This window comes from Enterococcus sp. HMSC061C05 (genome assembly GCF_001814765.1).
GTDB classification, from domain to species: domain Bacteria; phylum Bacillota; class Bacilli; order Lactobacillales; family Enterococcaceae; genus Enterococcus_B; species Enterococcus_B lactis.
Genome location: NZ_KV817750.1, coordinates 91,899 through 110,638 on the forward strand (window position 1 = coordinate 91,899; position 18,740 = coordinate 110,638).

General features: G+C 40.4%; 19 protein-coding genes. 3 read left to right on the forward strand and 16 right to left on the reverse strand.

The window, feature by feature from the left end:
• Nucleotides 1–6: 6 nt before the first annotated feature.
• Both HMPREF2988_RS09865 and fni read left to right on the forward strand, forming a co-directional pair.
• A complete protein-coding gene (locus HMPREF2988_RS09865) occupies nucleotides 7–1,092 on the forward strand; it encodes a phosphomevalonate kinase (protein WP_070770567.1) in 1,086 nt (361 codons plus the stop codon).
• Nucleotides 1,089–2,144, forward strand: a complete 1,056-nt coding sequence (fni, locus tag HMPREF2988_RS09870; RefSeq protein ID WP_070770568.1) for a type 2 isopentenyl-diphosphate Delta-isomerase — start codon at nucleotides 1,089–1,091, stop codon at nucleotides 2,142–2,144. Before HMPREF2988_RS09865 ends, fni begins: the two co-directional genes overlap by 4 nt.
• Nucleotides 2,145–2,261: 117 nt before the next feature.
• On the opposite strand, the gene HMPREF2988_RS09875 is transcribed toward fni, so the two are convergent.
• The 10 genes from HMPREF2988_RS09875 to rhaB all read right to left on the reverse strand — a co-directional run bounded on the left by HMPREF2988_RS09875 (nucleotide 2,262) and on the right by rhaB (nucleotide 11,704).
• The gene (locus HMPREF2988_RS09875; protein WP_002320630.1) at nucleotides 2,262–3,065 is read right to left on the reverse strand and encodes a gluconate 5-dehydrogenase; all 804 of its coding nucleotides are present in this window, start codon (nucleotides 3,063–3,065) and stop codon (nucleotides 2,262–2,264) included.
• 19 nt (nucleotides 3,066–3,084) lie between these two features.
• Entirely contained in the window at nucleotides 3,085–3,927 is an 843-nt protein-coding gene (gene kduI, locus HMPREF2988_RS09880) for a 5-dehydro-4-deoxy-D-glucuronate isomerase (RefSeq protein ID WP_002288239.1), read from the reverse strand.
• Between the two features lie 15 nt (nucleotides 3,928–3,942).
• The gene (locus HMPREF2988_RS09885; protein ID WP_070770569.1) at nucleotides 3,943–4,950 is read right to left on the reverse strand and encodes a sugar kinase; all 1,008 of its coding nucleotides are present in this window, start codon (nucleotides 4,948–4,950) and stop codon (nucleotides 3,943–3,945) included.
• Between the two features lie 6 nt (nucleotides 4,951–4,956).
• Complete coding sequence (locus HMPREF2988_RS09890; RefSeq protein ID WP_070770570.1) at nucleotides 4,957–5,601, reverse strand: bifunctional 4-hydroxy-2-oxoglutarate aldolase/2-dehydro-3-deoxy-phosphogluconate aldolase; 645 nt, start codon at nucleotides 5,599–5,601, stop codon at nucleotides 4,957–4,959.
• 99 nt (nucleotides 5,602–5,700) lie between these two features.
• Entirely contained in the window at nucleotides 5,701–6,459 is a 759-nt protein-coding gene (locus HMPREF2988_RS09895; protein ID WP_070770571.1) for an IclR family transcriptional regulator, read from the reverse strand.
• 126 nt (nucleotides 6,460–6,585) lie between these two features.
• Nucleotides 6,586–7,737, reverse strand: coding sequence for a lactaldehyde reductase (gene fucO / locus HMPREF2988_RS09900; protein ID WP_070770572.1), 1,152 nt, complete (start codon nucleotides 7,735–7,737; stop codon nucleotides 6,586–6,588).
• An 81-nt stretch (nucleotides 7,738–7,818) separates the two neighbouring features.
• On the reverse strand, nucleotides 7,819–8,130 hold the full coding sequence (gene rhaM / locus HMPREF2988_RS09905; RefSeq protein WP_002315598.1) for an L-rhamnose mutarotase: 312 nt from the start codon (nucleotides 8,128–8,130) through the stop codon (nucleotides 7,819–7,821).
• A 1-nt stretch (nucleotide 8,131) separates the two neighbouring features.
• Nucleotides 8,132–8,977: a rhamnulose-1-phosphate aldolase gene (gene rhaD / locus HMPREF2988_RS09910; RefSeq protein ID WP_002293380.1), complete on the reverse strand. Its 846-nt coding sequence runs from the start codon at nucleotides 8,975–8,977 to the stop codon at nucleotides 8,132–8,134.
• 13 nt (nucleotides 8,978–8,990) lie between these two features.
• Complete coding sequence (gene rhaA, locus HMPREF2988_RS09915) at nucleotides 8,991–10,247, reverse strand: L-rhamnose isomerase (protein WP_070770573.1); 1,257 nt, start codon at nucleotides 10,245–10,247, stop codon at nucleotides 8,991–8,993.
• A complete protein-coding gene (gene rhaB / locus HMPREF2988_RS09920; protein WP_070770574.1) occupies nucleotides 10,244–11,704 on the reverse strand; it encodes a rhamnulokinase in 1,461 nt (486 codons plus the stop codon). The genes rhaA and rhaB overlap by 4 nt, the downstream gene beginning before the upstream one ends.
• A 152-nt stretch (nucleotides 11,705–11,856) precedes the next feature.
• On the opposite strand from rhaB, the gene HMPREF2988_RS09925 reads away from it, so the two are divergent.
• Nucleotides 11,857–12,726 carry a helix-turn-helix domain-containing protein gene (locus tag HMPREF2988_RS09925; protein ID WP_070770575.1) on the forward strand — a complete coding sequence of 290 codons (870 nt, stop codon included), beginning with the start codon at nucleotides 11,857–11,859 and terminating at the stop codon, nucleotides 12,724–12,726.
• A 116-nt stretch (nucleotides 12,727–12,842) separates the two neighbouring features.
• Here HMPREF2988_RS09925 and HMPREF2988_RS09930 read toward each other — a convergent pair whose 3' ends face one another.
• From HMPREF2988_RS09930 to HMPREF2988_RS09955, 6 genes are all read right to left on the reverse strand, one after another.
• A complete protein-coding gene (locus HMPREF2988_RS09930) occupies nucleotides 12,843–13,742 on the reverse strand; it encodes an AraC family transcriptional regulator (RefSeq protein WP_002293388.1) in 900 nt (299 codons plus the stop codon).
• A gap of 163 nt (nucleotides 13,743–13,905) precedes the next feature.
• The gene (locus HMPREF2988_RS09935; RefSeq protein ID WP_070770576.1) at nucleotides 13,906–14,730 is read right to left on the reverse strand and encodes a sugar phosphate isomerase/epimerase family protein; all 825 of its coding nucleotides are present in this window, start codon (nucleotides 14,728–14,730) and stop codon (nucleotides 13,906–13,908) included.
• A 10-nt stretch (nucleotides 14,731–14,740) separates the two neighbouring features.
• Complete coding sequence (locus HMPREF2988_RS09940) at nucleotides 14,741–16,036, reverse strand: TRAP transporter large permease (protein ID WP_002329715.1); 1,296 nt, start codon at nucleotides 16,034–16,036, stop codon at nucleotides 14,741–14,743.
• A 15-nt stretch (nucleotides 16,037–16,051) separates the two neighbouring features.
• Nucleotides 16,052–16,531, reverse strand: coding sequence for a TRAP transporter small permease (locus tag HMPREF2988_RS09945; RefSeq protein WP_002329716.1), 480 nt, complete (start codon nucleotides 16,529–16,531; stop codon nucleotides 16,052–16,054).
• A gap of 5 nt (nucleotides 16,532–16,536) precedes the next feature.
• Nucleotides 16,537–17,565 (reverse strand): TRAP transporter substrate-binding protein, encoded by a 1,029-nt coding sequence (locus tag HMPREF2988_RS09950; protein WP_070770577.1) that lies wholly within the window; start codon nucleotides 17,563–17,565, stop codon nucleotides 16,537–16,539.
• A 16-nt stretch (nucleotides 17,566–17,581) separates the two neighbouring features.
• A complete protein-coding gene (locus tag HMPREF2988_RS09955) occupies nucleotides 17,582–18,688 on the reverse strand; it encodes a beta-galactosidase BglB (RefSeq protein ID WP_002309738.1) in 1,107 nt (368 codons plus the stop codon).
• Between the last annotated feature and the right edge of the window lie 52 nt (nucleotides 18,689–18,740).

The window sequence follows — 18,740 nt, forward strand, 5'->3', positions numbered from 1 at the left end:
ATTTTTATGATTGAAGTATCTGCACCAGGCAAACTCTATATTGCCGGAGAATATGCAGTTGTTGAAACAGGTCATCCGGCAGTTATCGCTGCAGTCGATCAATTCGTGACAGTCACTGTAGAGTCCGCACGAAAAGTCGGAAGTATCCAATCTGCACAATATAGCGGGATGCCTGTACGTTGGACAAGACGTAACGGGGAATTAGTTTTAGATATTCGGGAAAATCCTTTTCATTATATCCTTGCTGCTATTCGATTGACTGAAAAGTATGCACAAGAAAAAAACATTCTTTTATCCTTTTATGATCTGAAAGTAACAAGCGAGCTAGACAGTTCAAATGGTCGGAAATACGGATTAGGTTCTAGCGGCGCCGTTACTGTTGCAACGGTCAAAGCCTTGAATGTTTTTTACGCATTGAATTTATCTCAGCTAGAGATTTTCAAGATCGCAGCACTCGCTAATTTAGCAGTTCAAGATAATGGTTCTTGCGGCGACATCGCTGCTAGCTGTTATGGTGGCTGGATCGCCTTCTCGACCTTCGACCATCCTTGGCTCCAAGAACAAGAAACTCAGCATTCCATCAGTGAGTTACTTGCCATGGATTGGCCTGGTCTATCAATTGAACCATTGATTGCTCCTGAAGATCTACGTTTATTGATTGGTTGGACGGGTAGCCCTGCCTCTACTTCTGATTTGGTCGATCAAGTTCACCGTTCGAGAGAAGATAAAATGGTGGCTTATCAGCTTTTCTTAAAAAATAGTACAGAATGCGTCAACGAAATGATCAAAGGGTTTAAAGAAGATAATGTTACGTTGATCCAACAGATGATTCGAAAAAACCGACAATTACTGCATGATTTATCGGCTATCACCGGAGTTGTTATCGAAACGCCTGCTTTGAACAAATTATGTAATTTAGCTGAACAGTATGATGGGGCTGCAAAGTCTTCCGGTGCAGGTGGTGGGGATTGCGGCATCGTGATCGTTGATCAGAAATCTGGCATTCTTCCTTTAATGAGTGCATGGGAAAAAGCAGAGATCACCCCCCTACCGTTACATGTCTATAGCGATCAAAGAAAGGAAAACAGATGAATCGAAAAGATGAACATGTTTCACTAGCTAAAGCCTTTCATGATAAGCAAAAAAATGAATTTGATTTCGTACGGGTCATTCATAATCCTTTGCCGCAAACAGCAGTTGCTGATGTCGATCTAAGTACACAGGCAGCTGGGTTTACACTAAGCAGCCCGTTTTATATCAATGCGATGACAGGCGGAAGCGAAAAAACAAAAAAAATCAACCAAGATCTTGCAATCGTCGCAAGAGAAGCAGATTTGATGATTGCCACTGGTTCAGTCAGCGCTGCCTTGAAGGACCCTTCTTTAGCCGATACTTATACAATTGTGCGACAAGAATATCCTCACGGGAAAATCATTGCCAACATCGGTGCAGGAACTTCTGTCGAAAGAGCCCAAGAAGCTATCCGATTGTTTCACGCAGATGCCTTACAGATTCATTTGAATGCACCTCAAGAATTGGTCATGCCTGAGGGAGACCGTGATTTTACTAACTGGAAAGCACTTATCCAAGAGATTCAAACAGCCATTGATGTCCCCCTCATCGTAAAAGAAGTCGGGTTTGGCATGACAAGAGAAACGATCAATGATTTAGCTTCTTTAGGGGTTCATACAGTTGATATCAGCGGTCGAAGCGGGACAAGTTTCACCCAGATTGAAAATGCCCGTCGCTCCAAGCGAGAACTGAATTATCTAGCTGATTGGGGGCAATCGACAGTCGCCTCATTGCTTGAAGCAAATGAAGCAGACACTTCTATGGAAATCCTAGCCTCCGGAGGTATCCGCAATGCCTATGACATATTTAAGGCCCTTTGTCTAGGCGCAAAAGCAGTGGGCACTTCAGGAACTGTATTGACTTACCTGATGAATCATGGCGTAGAAGAAACCATTATGCTAATGAAACAATGGCAAGAGGAACTTCGTCTGCTTTATACCATGGTCGGCGCAACGAATATCGCGACCCTCCACCAACAATCTCTCATCTTTTCCGGTCCAGTGAAGGATTGGTGCGAAGCAAGAGGAATCGACTTAGTGAAGTATGGAAGACGCACAGAAAAAGGAGTATGACTGATTTACGTCATACTCCTTTTTTTCAAATAAATGATGTTTGATCAGCTGTCCTTCGGTATTCGTTCAAGCTGCTGATTTCATAACCTCTCCACTAAACAGTGTACTAAACCTCGTTTAAGGTTGTTTTCCGATATAGGCAAGTATGCCGCCGTCTACATACAAGACATGGCCGTTAACGAAATCCGATGCGCTAGAAGCCAAGAAGACAGATGGCCCAGCCAAATCGATTGGCTCACCCCAACGTGCTGCTGGCGTACGTCCAACGATAAATTGATCGAATGGATGACGTTCACCGTTTTCTTGTGTTTCGCGTAATGGAGCAGTTTGCGGTGTAGCAATATAACCTGGTCCAATTCCATTACATTGGATATTGTATTGACCGTATTCAGAAGCGATGTTTTTCGTCAGCATTTTTAATCCGCCTTTTGCCGCAGCATAAGCACTGACTGTTTCGCGTCCTAATTCACTCATCATGGAACAGATATTGATGATTTTACCGCCGCCTTTTTCGATCATATCTGGAATAACTGCTTTTGAAACGATAAATGGAGCATTTAAATCCACGTCGATCACTTGACGGAAGTCAGCCGCATCCATTTCGATCATCGGTGTCCGTTTGATGATCCCTGCATTATTGACTAAAATATCAACTGAACCTACATCTTCTTTGATTTGCTGAACCATTGCTTGAACCGCTTCTTCATCGGTTACATCGCAGACATAACCTTTTGCATCGATGCCCGCTTCTTTATAATGCGCTATACCTTCATCAACTGATTCTTGATTCAAGTTATTAAATACGATTTTTGCTCCTGCTGTAGCTAAAGAGCGTGCAATCTCAAATCCAATACCATAGACGGCACCGGTGACTAATGCTACTTTTCCATCTAAACGAAACATATCCATATTAAATTCCATCATTTTCTCTCCCTTATGCTTATTTTAATTGATCCATTTGCACCATATCCATGTCTGTATAGGTGATGTTTTCTCCGCACATTGCCCAGATGAATGAGTAATTGCTTGTACCTACACCTGAATGGATCGACCAGCTTGGTGAAATAATAGCTTGTTCATTGTCTACGACTAAATGTTTTGTTTCATCTGGTTTGCCCATCATGTGGAACACACGTGTATCTTCATTGGCATAATCAAAGTAGACATACGCTTCCATACGACGTTCATGTGTGTGACAAGGCATCGTATTCCAAGCACTTCCTGGTTCTAAAATCGTATAACCCATTTGTAATTGACAGCTTTCGCATACATTTGGATGGATGTATTGATAGATTTTACGTTCATTCAATGTCAGACCTTCACCAGTTTCCATTGGTTTTACTTGGTCGATACTGATTTTTACATTTGGATATTTATGATGAGCTGGAACAGAACTAATATAGAATTTAGCTGGGTTTTCAGCATCTTGAGAAGAAAATACGACATGTCGTGTTTCTTTTCCGATATAATAGCCGTCTTGTTTTTTCATTTCTTCTTTTTGCCCATCGATCTCGATGAATCCTGGTCCACCGATATTGATCACACCTAGTTCACGACGTTCTAAGAAGTAATCAACACCTAGTTCTTTGTCTAATGTGATTTCTAATTCTTTTTCAGTAGGTGTCACGCCACCAAAGATCATTCGATCGTTGTGTGTATAAGTCAAACTGATTTTTCCTGGTTCAAATACCTTTTCTACTAAAAACTCTTTTCTCAATTGTTCCGTTGAATAATGACGGATATCTTCTGGACTGTGTGTATAACGTGTTTCCATTTCTTGCATTTTCTTCTACTCCTTCTATCGAATGATTTTTCCAGAGCCGCATGCTAAAAATTGTGCGACTTCTTCTTGACTGAATTGGTTGCAGTCCCCGTGGATCGTATGCTTCAAGGCAGAAGCTGCCGTAGCAAAATCAATGATTTCTTGCGGGGGCATATTGGATAAAATCCCATGGAGCACGCCACCTGCAAAAGCATCTCCGCCACCTACTCGATCCACGATTGGGGTGATTCTATGGACTTGGGATTCCACATATTCATGGTTCATCCACAATGTCCCCTTCAATTCATTTTCACTTGCTGAATGAACGGTACGTTTGGTCGAATAAAACACTTGGATATTCGGGAACTTTTCCTGCATTTTTTGATAATAATAAATGAGAGGTTGTTCTTCTGCTTCTGGCGCTTTCTCGATACCTAACAAATAAAGAGCATCCATTTTTCCAGCTGAACAGATATCTACTAAAGGTAAAAGCTGATGGATTACTTCGCTGGCTTCTTGCTGTGTCCATAATTTCCCGCGATAGTTGATATCGAAGCTGATCAGACAGCCGGCTTTTTTTGCAGCTTCTATCACTTGTTTCGTCATTTTTTGCCATTTTTTAGACAAAGCTGGGGTGATTCCTGAAACATGAAATATATCTATTCCTTGGAATAACTCCTCTAACGACCATTCCAAATGATCCATTTCAGCAAAGCTTGATCCGGCACGATCATAGATCACTGAGGCGGCGCGTTCGCCACTACCAGTTTCCATATAATAAGTACCTAGTCTTGGCCCGCCAGATAATACCTGTTTCGTATCTACTCCATAACATTGCAAGTGCTTTTTGACTGCTTTTCCCAACGCGTTATCAGGTACTTTGGTAGCAAAAACCGCTTCATGTCCGTAATTAGCTAAAGAAATTGCTACGTTTGCTTCCCCTCCGCCATAATGGGCAGCGAATCGTTCACTTGAATCGATACGGGTTCCCTGTTCTGTGGACAATCGCAACATGATTTCTCCGAGTGTCACTACTTTTCCCATAAGCAGTTACCTCTTGATTTCTTTCATTTTTGCTGCATACTGTTGCGCGACTTCCGTTACTTTGTCAAAATCTCCTGTAGCTGCAGGTGCTAAAAGGTTCCCACCTACTCCGACTGTTACGACACCCGCATCGAACCACTCTTTCATATTGTCCAGGCTCACACCACCAGTTGGCATGATATTGACTTGAGGCATCGGTGCCTTGAAGGCAGAAATGATACTTGGTCCATAAGCGCTTCCAGGAAATAGTTTAACGATATCTACCCCGCTTTTCAGCGCTGTTTTGATCTCGGTAATCGTCATACATCCTGGTAAGTAAGGAATTTGATACAGATTGCACATCTCTGCCGTTTCTTGATCAAAGGAAGGGCTAACAATATACTCTGCGCCAGCTAAGATAGCCAAGCGAGCTGTGACAGCGTCTAATACTGTGCCTGCGCCAATCACTATTTCTGGTTGGTCTTTGTAGAATGACAAAAGTTCTTTGATTACTTGATCCGCTTGAGGGACTGTAAAAGTCAACTCAATGCCAGTTAGCCCACCTTTGATGATTGCGTGACAAGCATTCAAAGCTTCTTCTTTACTTTTTCCGCGTACGACCGCAATCACTCCGGCGTTTTTCAATCGAGATAAAACATCAATTTTTTTCATCTTCTCCACCTATTTCCTATTTAGAAATTTTATTTTATAACTTGGAAATCTATACCCATATTATACGGCAGAAAAGAAAAAATGCAAACGCTTTTTTCATTATTTTTGAATTCTTTGCTCGATTTCACTTTTTGTTTGCTTGAGGGCACTGATTATTTGTTCTTTTGTCTCATCTGTTAAACGATATTTCGGCATACTTACACTAAATGCACCAATGATTTGTTCGTTTTTCACGATTGAGGCTCCTATACAAAAAATATCACGTTCGATTTCTTCATCGTCAAATGCAACGTGGGTTTCTTTTACCGTTTGGATTTCCTTTTTCAAACGCAAGGCATTGGTAATCGTATACTCTGTGTAAGGAACCAACGGATGTTTTTCAAGATAATCAGTGTACTGCTCTTCACTGAATTCTGCTAATACGGCTTTACCCATCGCAGAATTGTATAATGGTCGGGTGATTCCGATTTTTGAAGACATACGGATCGTTTGATGTTTTGGATCTAGTTTGTTCACATACAAGATTTCATTGTTGTCCAATACCCCTAAGTGGATAGTCTCATCGATCTTTTGCTGCAACTGTTCTAAAAACGGTAAAGTCAGTTCTACCAAATCGATTTGTTCAATGTTTTTATTCGCGTAGCGAATAAGCTTTGCACCTAAACGATAATTTTTCTCTGAATTTTTATTTACGTAGCCGATCATCAGTAAAGTATCTAGTATTTTCAAGACTGTAGAAGAAGTCATTCCCACACCCTTTGCGATTGTCTGCAAAGAGATGTCTGGATTTTCTGCTAAATAGTCTAGTATTTTAGAAGCTTTGATCAATACAGTTCCATAAGGTTTTTTATTTTCCATATAATATTCTCCTATTTCTTTATAAGAAAAATTATAGCGGAAATACCATCAATTTAAAAGAGATAACCGAATACAAACTGCTATTTCTCTTTATAGGCAACTCAAAGTTAAAGATCCGCTTCGTTTTTACATCAAGCTTTGATATAAAGCAATGATTTCTTCTACTGTCGTTTCTCTTGGATTTCCTGGTGTACATACATCTCGCAAAGCATCTTCTGCAATTGCTGGGATATCCGCTTCTTTTACACCTAACTCAGAAATGATCGCTGGGATTCCAACCGCTTTGCTCAATCGATCGATCTCACCGCAAGCTGCATCTCTTACATCTTCTAAAGACATTTCAGCTGCTCCTTTGATTCCTAGTACAAGAGCGATTTCACGGTATTTTTCTCCAGTATATTCTTTGTTATATTTCATGATCGTTGGCAAGAGCGCTGCACACGCTACACCATGTGGGATGTTGTACCATGCACTTAACGGATGAGCCATCCCATGCACCAGTCCTAAACCTACATTTGAGAAGCCCATTCCTGCAATATATTGTCCTAATGCCATTTTTTCTCGTCCATTTTGATCACCCTCTACAGAAGCTTCCAAAGAATGACCAATGATTTCAATTGCTTTCAAATGCAGCATATCAGTCATTTCCCAAGCGCCTTTTGTGATCAACCCTTCGATAGCATGTGTCATAGCATCCATCCCTGTTGATGCAGCCAATTTTTTCGGCATTCCCATCATCATGTCACTGTCGATGAACGCAACGATTGGGATATCATGTGGATCGACACAGACGAATTTCCGGTGATTTGCTTCATCTGTGATGACGTAGTTGATCGTTACCTCAGCTGCTGTCCCAGAAGTCGTTGGTACAGCTAAGATAGGTAAACATGGATTTTTTGTATCAGCCACACCTTCTAAGCTGATGACATCTGAAAACTCTGGATTCGTCAAAATAATCCCAATGGCTTTTGCCGTATCGATTGGCGACCCCCCACCGATTGCGATCAAACAGTCTGCTTCTGCCTCTTTAACAAAAGCTACTCCGTCTTTTACGTTTTGGATCGTTGGGTTAGGTACGATCCCGTCGTATAAAACATAATCGATTCCTGCATTATCCAAAAGCTCTGTTACTTTTGTCGCTATGCCATGTTCGATCAATCCTTTATCAGTAATGACAGCTGCTTTGCTGAATCCTCGCTGCTGAAATTCGGGAACGATTGACTCAATCGCTCCTTTTCCAAAATACGATGTTTCATTTAAAATCATTCGATTACTCATTTTCTATTCCTCCTGATTTGTATTATTTTTCACAATAAAAATGAAAGAACTTCAAGCAACCGGTTGCCCAGTTGCTTGTTGCTACAGTTCAAAGACTGGCGTCAATTCACGGCTGACTGGGGAGGCATCTGGATTTGTTTCCATGATATCTTCCATGTATTTCCACCATTTTTGATTGATCGGTGTATTTGCCATTTTCCCCCATATCTCTTCATCCTCGACCACTAAGTAACCAAATAATAAACTTGTACTCGGATCAAGATAGATCGAATAGTCGATGACCCCATGTTCACGAAGCGCTGTGCGCATCTCTGGCCAAAGTTCATCATGTCTTTTTTTGTATTCTTCTTGTTTTTCTGGGTAAACTTTCATGCAAAAGGCTTTTTTCACCATGTCAGACACCTGCTTTCGTATGAACTTCCTCCAAATAACCTGCTTTCGGAGTAACACCAAACGCATCTGCTAAGCGCCACAAATTCTCATCTGTGATTGTTTGCAAGATTGGTCCTTGCGCTTTGACGTACGTATAGACTTCTGCTGCCTTTTCTGCTGTCTCGATCAAACCAAAGACTTCATCCATGTCTTTTCCTGACCCGTAGATTCCATGTTGCGGCCATAAAACCAATCGAGTTTCTTTCATTTTTTCAGCTGTTGCTTCCCCAATCTCATTTGTTCCTGGAACCATCCACGGAATGATGGAAATCCCTTCTGGAAAAACAACTAAGCATTCCGTGCACATTTGCCACAGCGTACGACTAAAGGAACGTTCGTCTAATTCATGCGTAAAGCTCATCGCTAATAAATGGCTAGCATGGCAATGCATAACGATCCGATTATCTGGGTCTACTTCTAAACGGGCGATATGACTCATAAAATGACTTGGCAACTCGCTTGTAGGAAGGCAGTCATTTTCTAACCCCCACAAAAGCTCTAATGTTTTGCCATCCTCGGCAACTCGAACGATTCCAAGGTTTTCGGCAGGTTCGCTCGCTACATTTTTAAAATATCTTCCTGAACCAGTTACAATAAAATAGCATCCTGCTAAACGGCTGGCATCAAAAATCATCGAGATGCGGCGGGTCACTTTTTCAGGATCCAAGAACGGTGTGATTTCTTCTTCTTTGAGTAAATAAGAAATATTCCCGCCATTTCGTTCATCCCATCCCAAGCGATAAAGATTCGATGTCGTTTCAATCATTTCTTTCACATAAGGCGCTTGTAAAATATCTATTTTTTTCAATATAGCCACACTCCTATTTTCTTAATCCCAACACGTCTTTTTGATATTCTTGGACTTCTTCCAGCCAATCCAAACCAACTGGAACTTGATTTTTGTAACAGAAATAATTCCATACATCGGCATACGGAAAATCTTTCAATTCTTCCGTGTAAGCCATTCTTGAAGTAAAGTCGAAAGCCAGCTCCATTTCTTTCAATCGCTCAACTGGTTCCAGCATAGCTTTCATCAATGCTTTTTGTGTATTTCTCGTACCAATGACCCAAGCAGCGATACGATTGATCGTTGCATCAAAGAAATCCAGACCGATATTCGTTTTTTCCAGTAATTCGTTACGGACTAATTCTTTAGCAATTTCCTGCAATTCATCATCCATCAAAACGACATGATCTGAATCCCAACGAACTGGACGAGAAACGTGCAACATGATTCCTTTGCTGAATAAAGCTAAGGAAGACAATTTATTGGAAATCACTTCTGTTGGATGAAAATGTCCAGCATCTAGACAAACAAGTTTGTCACGAGTCAACCCGTAACCCATATAAAATTCATGGGAACCGACTGTATAAGCTTCAGCGCCTAAACCAAATAGTTTGCTTTCTACTGCATCTTGTACATACCCTTCATCTAGCTCTTCTGTAAAAATTTCATCGAGCGATTCCATCAAACGTTTCCGTGGGGTAAAACGGTCGATTGGATTGTCTTTCATCCCATCAGGTACCCAAAAGTTATTGATACATGTTTGTCCAGTTTCTTTTCCAAAGTATTCTGCGATTTTACGGCTTCTTTTCCCGTGTTCGATCCAGTATTCACGAACTTCTTTATCTGGGTGAGCTAATGTAAAGCCGTCTTTCATCATTGGATGCGAAAAGAAAGTGGGGTTGAAATCAAGACCGATCTTTTCTTTTTTTGCCCACTCTACCCATTTCTCAAAATGCTTCGGCTCAATCTCATTGAGATCGACCGCTTCTTCTGTGTCCAAATAGATAGCATGAAGATTCAACTTATGTTTGCCCGGTATCAACGAATATGCCTTCTCCAAATCTTGTCTAAGCTCTTCGGGTGTCCGTGCAGCTCCTGGGAAATTTCCTGTTGCCATGATTCCACCAGTCAATTCGCCATCCGGTGTCAAGAAACCTTTGACATCGTCTCCTTGCCAGCAATGCATAGAAATTTTGATATCTTGCATCTTTTCTAGTACAGCATCTGTATCTACACCGATAGTTGCATATCTTTCTTTTGCTTGTTCGTAATTTCTTTCAATCGTGTTCATACGATTACTCCTTTGATTTTATTCACGTACCATTCCATCGTATTTTGCTTATTTTCATCTGGGTAAAAAGTTTCACATGGAAACGACTGTTTGATTACATTTCTTGCTTGTTCTATATTCGAAAACTGACCTGTACTGAGCATTTGCATCGCTACATTCCCGATTGCTGTGGCTTCACTAGGACCTGCTTCTACAATGATTCCGGCATAATCTGCTGTCAATTGATTCAGTAAGCGATTATTCGATCCGCCCCCTACGATGTGCAGTTTTTCCAATTTCGTTCCAGTCAAGTGTTCTACTTTGATCAGCTCTTGTGCGTAACAAAGAGCAAGATTATCATACACACAACGAGCGAGAGCTCCCGGTGAAACAGGGACTGGCTGCTCTGTTTCAAAACAGTATTGCTGAATCTCTTCTATCATATTTTTAGGATTCAAAAATCGAGGGTCATTGATTTCCATCACTTGTTGCAGTGGCTTTTCTTTTGCAGCAAGTTCTGCCAATTCCGCGTAACTGTATTCGTACTCCTGCATTCGAGCAACTTCCTGGATCAACCACATCCCCATGATATTTTTCAAGAAACGCACCGTATTATGAGCGCCCCATTCATTCGTGTAATTCTCAGAAAAAGCGGCGCGAGAAACATTGACGATCTTTGTTTCCATCCCTAAAAGCGACCATGTCCCACTGCTGATATAGCCCCACTGTTCTCCTTGCCCTGGTGTGCCTAATACAGCTGACGCCGTATCATGACTTGCTACTGTGATAAAGGTCACATCTGGCAAATCATATTTTGAGAATTTTTCTTTTTGCAAATCTCCCAGTATCGTTCCCGGCTCTGTCAATGGAGGAAATAATCCCTTCGAAACACCAACTTTTTCAAGAAGTTCTGTTTCCCACTCTTTTGTCCCTGCATTCAGCAGCTGCATAGTAGACGCATTGGTTTTCTCCGTCACCATATTGCCAGTAAAGACGTAGCCTAAATAATCAGGAATCAATAACAATTTATGTGCTTTTGCCAAATGGTCTTTTTCTTCGACAAACAATTGGAATAAGGTATTGAAAGGTTGAATCTGAATCCCTGTTTGCTCATACAACTTATCTAGAGAATAGCTTTCAGAAAACTGTTTTACTGCTTCATCGGTACGATCGTCCCGATAAGCGATCGGATCATTCAGCCGTTCCCCTTGTTTGTCAATCAAACAGTAATCGACTGCCCATGTATCGATCCCTGCAAAACAGCGATCGATCCCTGTTTTCTTTAATTTTTCAAATCCAATCAAAATCTCTTCGATAAGATAATCGATCTTCCAGCGGTCATGACCGTCTTTTTTCCGAAAGCCGTTCTTGAATCGGTGTACTTCTTCCAAGACTAAAGAACCTTCATCATTTCTCGTACTTTTCATTAGTCGTCCGCTTGACGCACCGATATCGATGGCAACAAATGTCGGATTCATTTCTCCACCTCTTTTACTTTATTGTTGATTAACACTTCCTTAATAAAGCGTTATCATTTATTAACAATGCTATCATATTACATAAACTTATATTTTGCTTCACACTATTTTGGTATATAATTGCATTATCTTGACAAGTTGGGAGTGTTTACATGGATTACTGGGAAAAAGCCAATCACTCATGGTCGGAAGACTCAAAAAGAGTGATCTTGACACCTACGCAAAGAAGTAGGAATTTATTTTTTTATATCCAAGAAATCGGTTACTTTAAAGCGCCGGTCCCTTACTATACTGAACGAGCACATTTACCTTCTTATTTGATAAAATTTACTTTGTCTGGCGAGGGTTTGCTTACATATAAAGATAATCAGCACCAGCTAAAAGCTGGAGACCTCTTTTTTATTGACTGCCAAGAATATCAGCGTTATCAAACGATTAGCGAAGAACCATGGGAAATGGATTGGATCCATTTGAATGGTCAGAGCGTCCAATCATTTTATCAAGAATTCACAAAAGACGGCCATAACACCTTCCATTCGACAGGTGATCCATTAGAAAACAAGATCCATCATCTGATCACAGAATTGATCCACATGCAGCAAGGTGCGAATGCCCGTACCGATTTCCAGTCCTCTGTAGCTATCCACGAGCTGTTGAATGAACTGATTTTGCAGAAGTATCAGCTGGATTTCGAAGAAGAAGATATTCCCCCTTACGTTTATAAGCTTAAGCAATACTTGGACGAACACTTCAAAGAAACGATCACACTTGATCAATTAGAACAGCAATTTTTACTGAATAAATATCAGCTGAGCAAAGATTTTTCCAAATTCATCGGTTCTCCGCCAATCGATTATTTAATCAGCAAAAAACTCTCTTACGCTAAAGACCTTCTTCGGTATACAGAATTTACTATTCGAATGATTTCCGAAGAAATCGGAATCGAGAATTTTGCTTATTTTAGTCGCTTGTTCAAAGCAAAAACTGGATTATCACCGAGAGATTTTCGTAAATTTAGCTGATTCATATAATATGTACGCACTTTTTTTAAAAGATATAGTAGAATAATAAAATAACCGCAGTTTCTGCTTCTATATAAACAACAGCAGCTACTTCGGTTATTTTGGGGTGGTTATTCTCATTGTTCATCTTCAAAATGTTCATAATGAATAAGCTGGTTTTGTGTATCGCGTTTCAAAAATTCTTTAGGCGTTATACCAAACTCTCTCTTGAATGCTTTCAGAAAATGCGGATAAGATGAAAAACCACTTTTACTATATACAGCACTAGAACTACGGTACTCTCGCAACAAGTGCTTGGCATAGATCAGCTTTTTCTTCATTACATACTGATGAAACGTAAATCCAGTGTACTTTTTGAATTCTCGGGTGATATGGTATTTGCTGACAAAAAATTGCTTCTCCATTTCCTCTAAAGAAAGCGGATGAGATAAATTTTTTGAGATATATTGTAACATTTGTTCCACACGCTCATTTGGAACTACAGCATTCTGTTCTTGCGCACTCTCTTCTTTTTGTACTACTTGATTGAGAAAAATCAAGTATTCTACCAGAGCTTGTTCATATTTTATGTCTTCACCGTAAATTTTTTTATCAGGAGGGTGGTCGATAAATGATAATTTTTGCTTCAATACTTCCTGTTCGACTTGCAATACACGACTCCTTTTCTCTCCCATTGGTTGAAAACAAGCCGATAGATTAGACCATGGCGTGGAACGACTTCCCAGAAAAGAAGGGGTAACAAAGATATAGACACGCTCAAATACATCTGAAGACTGGCGGACGATACGATGCAAATCGTTGGAATGGATGAGCAGCACACTTCCTGCTTTGATCGTAAATTGCCGTCCGTTCAAATAAAAAGTCGCTTCGCCCTTTAATGTAGCATGGATTTCATAGAAATCATGGTGATGGTAGATTGTTTTATTTTGGCTAACGACATCTTTGACATGATAGATTTCATACTGATCAGAAACCATCGTATTGACTTGCTCACCGCTTATTTTCTTTTGAAGCATGTGCTGCACCTCCTTTGTTCAGTTGTGCACAATTATATTATATCACGTTTTTTGCAATCAAAAAGAGCTGCTTTTATATACTCTTATAAAAAAGAAGAGACGTGACATCTTCTAGCCCCGCCCCCTCCATTCTAAATATTAGTTAATCAATGTCTTCTTTACATTATTCAAGAAGACTTCTTCCATAACGAATCCCATCATCTTTTGTTTCTTCAAGAACCACATACAGATACGGACGGTTCTTCTTGATGATTTCTTTGATTTTTGTGTACTCGATCACACCGTCTCCCAAATTTACCGGCACGATTTTTTCCTGTTCGACGCGAAAATCTTTCAAATGAACCGCACATATCTTTTTACCAAAACGCTCAAAAGCTTCTTCTACCAATTGGACTTGTCCTTGATAATCAGTACTTGTAATCAAATTTGTCGGATCTAAAATGATTCCTAGATAGTCCGAATCCACTGCTTGGATCAGCTGCTCTACTCTTTCTAAAGAATACACCGGATGATTCAAACCTGGTTCTATCCCCACCATCATTTGGTATTTTTCTCCAGCTTTTACCAAGCGACGGATAACGTACACTGCTTCAGCAAATGCTTCATCTGTGAAATTTTCTTCCGTATATTGGATTTCCGGCAAAACACATCCCGTTTCCGAAGCAACCATTGACGCACCAAAGGAAGAAGCATAGCGAAGATACTGCTCGAACTTTGTCAGCAACTCTTCTCGTATCGTTAAATCTGGATGAATCATATTGATATAGCAACTTAAAATTCCTACGGACACTTCTTGCTTTTCTAAGACACGTTTGACATAATTTCCCATCCCAGAATTGATTTCGTTTGCGCCAGAAGACATTTCAGGAAACGAAAGACCTAAGGCGAGCTGCAGTGTATGGATCCCTTGTTCTTTTGTTTTTTCTGCAAGATCTTCTATCGTTTGGACTTGGGAAAGATCATGTCCTCTAATTGTAATGTTCAACATAATTATTCTCCTAACTCAGCATATTGGGTAGCCACATGACGATTTGCGGGAAATAGGTAATCAAAAACAAGACGACTAGGATAATCCCATAAAACGGAAGAAGTGGTTTCAGCATGGCTTCTGCTTTTACGCCTCCTACACTTGCACCGACATATAACCCTGTACCTACAGGAGGTGTAATTGAGCCTACACACAGATTCATGATTGAAAACAATCCATAATGTACAGGATCAACCCCTACACTTGTGACGATCGGTAAAAATATTGGTGTAAAAATCAAAATAGCAGGCGCTACATCCATAAACATACCCACAAGTAATAACACAAGATTGACTAATAACAGAATCACTAGCTTATTATCCGTTACCCCCATAATCAACGAACTAATTGCCTGAGGAATACCGGTAAACGCCATGGCGAAAGACATCATGGAAGAAGTAGCTAATAAGAACATGATCGTCCCTGACATTGCTACTGATTGAAACAACATATTAGGTATATCTTTTAGTTTTACCGTTTTATAGTAAAACATAGCAATCAACAGGGAGTAAATGACAGCTATCGCTGAAGCTTCTACTGCTGTAAATATCCCCGTCAAGATACCCCCGATAATGATGACAATCAATAGAAGGCTAGGAATCGCCTCTTTTATTATTTTTCCAGCATGAGCCATCTGTCCTTTTTCGACAACAGGGTATTTATTCTTTTTAGCAACGATGAATGCTACTAGCATGATTCCTAGTGCCCACAAAGCCCCTACGAGATACCCTCCCATAAATAAAGCCGAAATCGAAGCACCACCAGCAACAAGTGAATACATGATAAAAGCAGTACTTGGAGGAATGACCATACCTGTCGGAGCTGACGCGATATTGACCGCTGTCGCAAACTTCCGGTCATATCCTTCTTCCACTTGCTGAGGGATCAAGACTCCGCCAATCGCGGTAGAAGCGGCAATGGCCGAGCTAGAGATGGAACCAAATAAAGCATTCCCTAACACATTCGTATGAGCCAAAGCCCCCGGTACGCGTCCGACAAACAACATCGCAAAATCCACTAGTTTCTTGGCTATCCCTCCATTATTCATGATAATACCCGAAAGAACGAAAAACGGAATAGCGATGAGCGAAAAACTGTTGATACTTCCCACCATTTTTTGAGCTGAACTAAAAGCAGAAACATCAAACGGTATAACTAACAATAAAGTCATCATTGATGAGAACGCAATACTTATAGCAATCGGCATCCCTAATACAAGCAACACGACAAATACAAAAAATAACACTAATCCGGCTTCTATTGCCATTTTATTCCTCCATTTTTATATTTTTTCTTGAATTGCTGGCTTGTTGCTTAATGTATCGATTAGATTGATCAGACTATAGATAATGATGAGTATCCCTGAGACAGGTACTGACAAATAGACGTACCCCATCGGAATGCTTAAAGAAGGCGAGATCTGCCCCATTGTCAACGTGACAGCATTCCATCCGCCATACACCATGATCATCGCAGCAAATACCAGAAACAAACTTTGAACAACGACTTCTAAAATTTTACTTTTTTTACCAGATAATTTTTCACTTAAAACCGTTACGGCTAGATGTGCTTTTTGTCCCACAACATACGCGGAAGACAACATGGCAAACCAGACAAGTCCGAATCGAACAAGCTCTTCTGTCACCGTATTCGGATTTCCTAAAACCGTTCTGGAAAATACTTGCCATAAAACGACAGCGACCATCCCAACAAGCAAAACAGCTCCTAGGATCTCTAACACCTTATTTAAAATCACTTTCATCACAGCTACGCTCCTTGCTCTTGGATCTTTTGATAAAGGTCTTTGTAGGCAGGATCATTTTTGAATGTATTATGAAGCGGTGCGACTGCCTCTCGAAACGGTGTATTATCTACATCATTGAATTGAACTCCATGTTCTTCTTGTGCTAAAGCTTTCTCTTCTTCAATTGCTCTGGCAAAAGCTTCGATTTCAAAAACCGTCGATTCTTTTGCTGCTTCTTCAATCGCTTTTTCCTGTTCAGCAGTTAGCTGTTCTTTGATAGCATCATTCATGATGATGATATCGGGCACACGTGTATGCTCATCATAAGAATAGTATTTAGCTACCCCGCCATGTCCAGCTGTATACAAGACAAACTCATTGTTTTCTGATCCGTTGATCAAATTGGATTGAAGAGAAGTGTATACCTCATCACTTCCCATGGGGACTGGCGAACCGCCTAAAAGCTCGACCATTTTAATAGCTGTTTCGCTTTGCATCACACGGATTTTCTTTCCCTTCAAATCTTCCGGTGTATGGATTGGACCGTCTACCATATAAAAACTGCGTTGACCAGAATCATAATAGGTCAATCCGGTAAACCCTAAATCTTTGGTTGATTGGTAGATTGGTTCCATTATTTCTTCGTTATCCATCACCTTAAAGAAATGTTCTTCATCATTGAATAGATAAGGGACTGAAAAAATCGAATAATCTTTAGAAAAACTTTCCAATGCTGAGGCACTTACTTTTGTGAAATCTACTGCTCCTGACTGTGTCAACTCGATTAGTTCCCGTTCTCCACCCAGTTGTCCATCTGGAAAATACTGGATCTGTACGGAACCGTCTGTTTTTTCTTTTACTAAACGCCCAAATTCATTCATTGCATCAATTACCGGCTGGCTGTTGCTTGCATAAGCAAAGCGCAAGGTAACTGTCTCATTTACGTCTGCATCTGCGACAGTTGCCACACTAGAATTATTTCCGCAGCCGCTTAGACCTAGCAGACCTAGGCTAAGCGAACTTGCTGCAAACAGCAGTGATGTTTTTTTCATATGGGTTTCCTTTCTTTTAACAATAAGAGACGAGCAATTCTGTCAAACAAAGCACCGTTAACGACTGTCCATAAGGCATTGCTGTGATTCCGATATTCCGATAAAAATCTAAACTATCCCCCATTCCTGTCCCGATTGAAACGTTTTGGACTTCTCCTTTTTCATCGATTTGTTCAAGCAATCCTTGGATAGCACGATAAGCGACTTCTTTATATTCTTGCGGCAAATAACGTTTATGGACCGCTTTCAAAATACCGTAAGCAAATCCTGCAGTTGCAGAAGATTCCACATAAGAAGAAGGATCATCTAACAACGTATGCCATAAACCGCTTTCAGATTGATAAGTTTTTAATGCGCGCACTTGTGCTTCAAGTGTTTCAATCAACAATTTGCGCAATGCATCTTCTTTCGATAGTTCTAAGATCTCGATGATTTCTGGAATAGCAATCGTCAACCAGCAGTTTCCACGAGCCCAAAATGCTTCGGCGTAGTTATGATTTCCTTCAAACGTCCAGCCGTGATACCACAACCCTGTCCGTTTATCCATCAAGTATTTGATGTGGATCATAAACTGGTAACGTGCTTCTTCTAAATATTCTGGGCGATTCAACAGTTTTCCGATTTTTGCCAAAGGAAGCACTGTCATCATCAATGTATCATCCCACAGCTGATTCTTATTTTCCGGTCCATATGTGGCATGTTGCAACCCCTCTTCATTTGTCCGAGGCATGTCATTCATGACCCATTCTGCCCATTGTTCTAAATAAGGCAAATAGCGTGAATCTTTCGTGTCTTCATACAAGTAAGCCATCGTCAACAACGGGGCCATCGTATTGACGTTTTTTGGCGGAGCGCCTTCTTCCATCCGATCTTCAAACCATTCATTGACTACTTGATAAGCGCGAGGATTTTTTGTCATCTGGTAATTTTTATAAATACCGTATAATCCGACACCTTGTGGCCAATTCCATACTGTCCAGCTTTTGTCATCTACTTTCAATCCATCAAAGTCCAATAAAAATTCACCGTTATCGTCTTTGATCGTTGTCAGGTTTTCAACGAGCAGGTCAATTTTTTCTTTCACTAATTCTTTAGGTACAAAAATCTCTTCTTTAATAATCATCTTTATGCCACCTTTTTTAAACGCTTTCATTTTTATATCCTTAATATAGCAG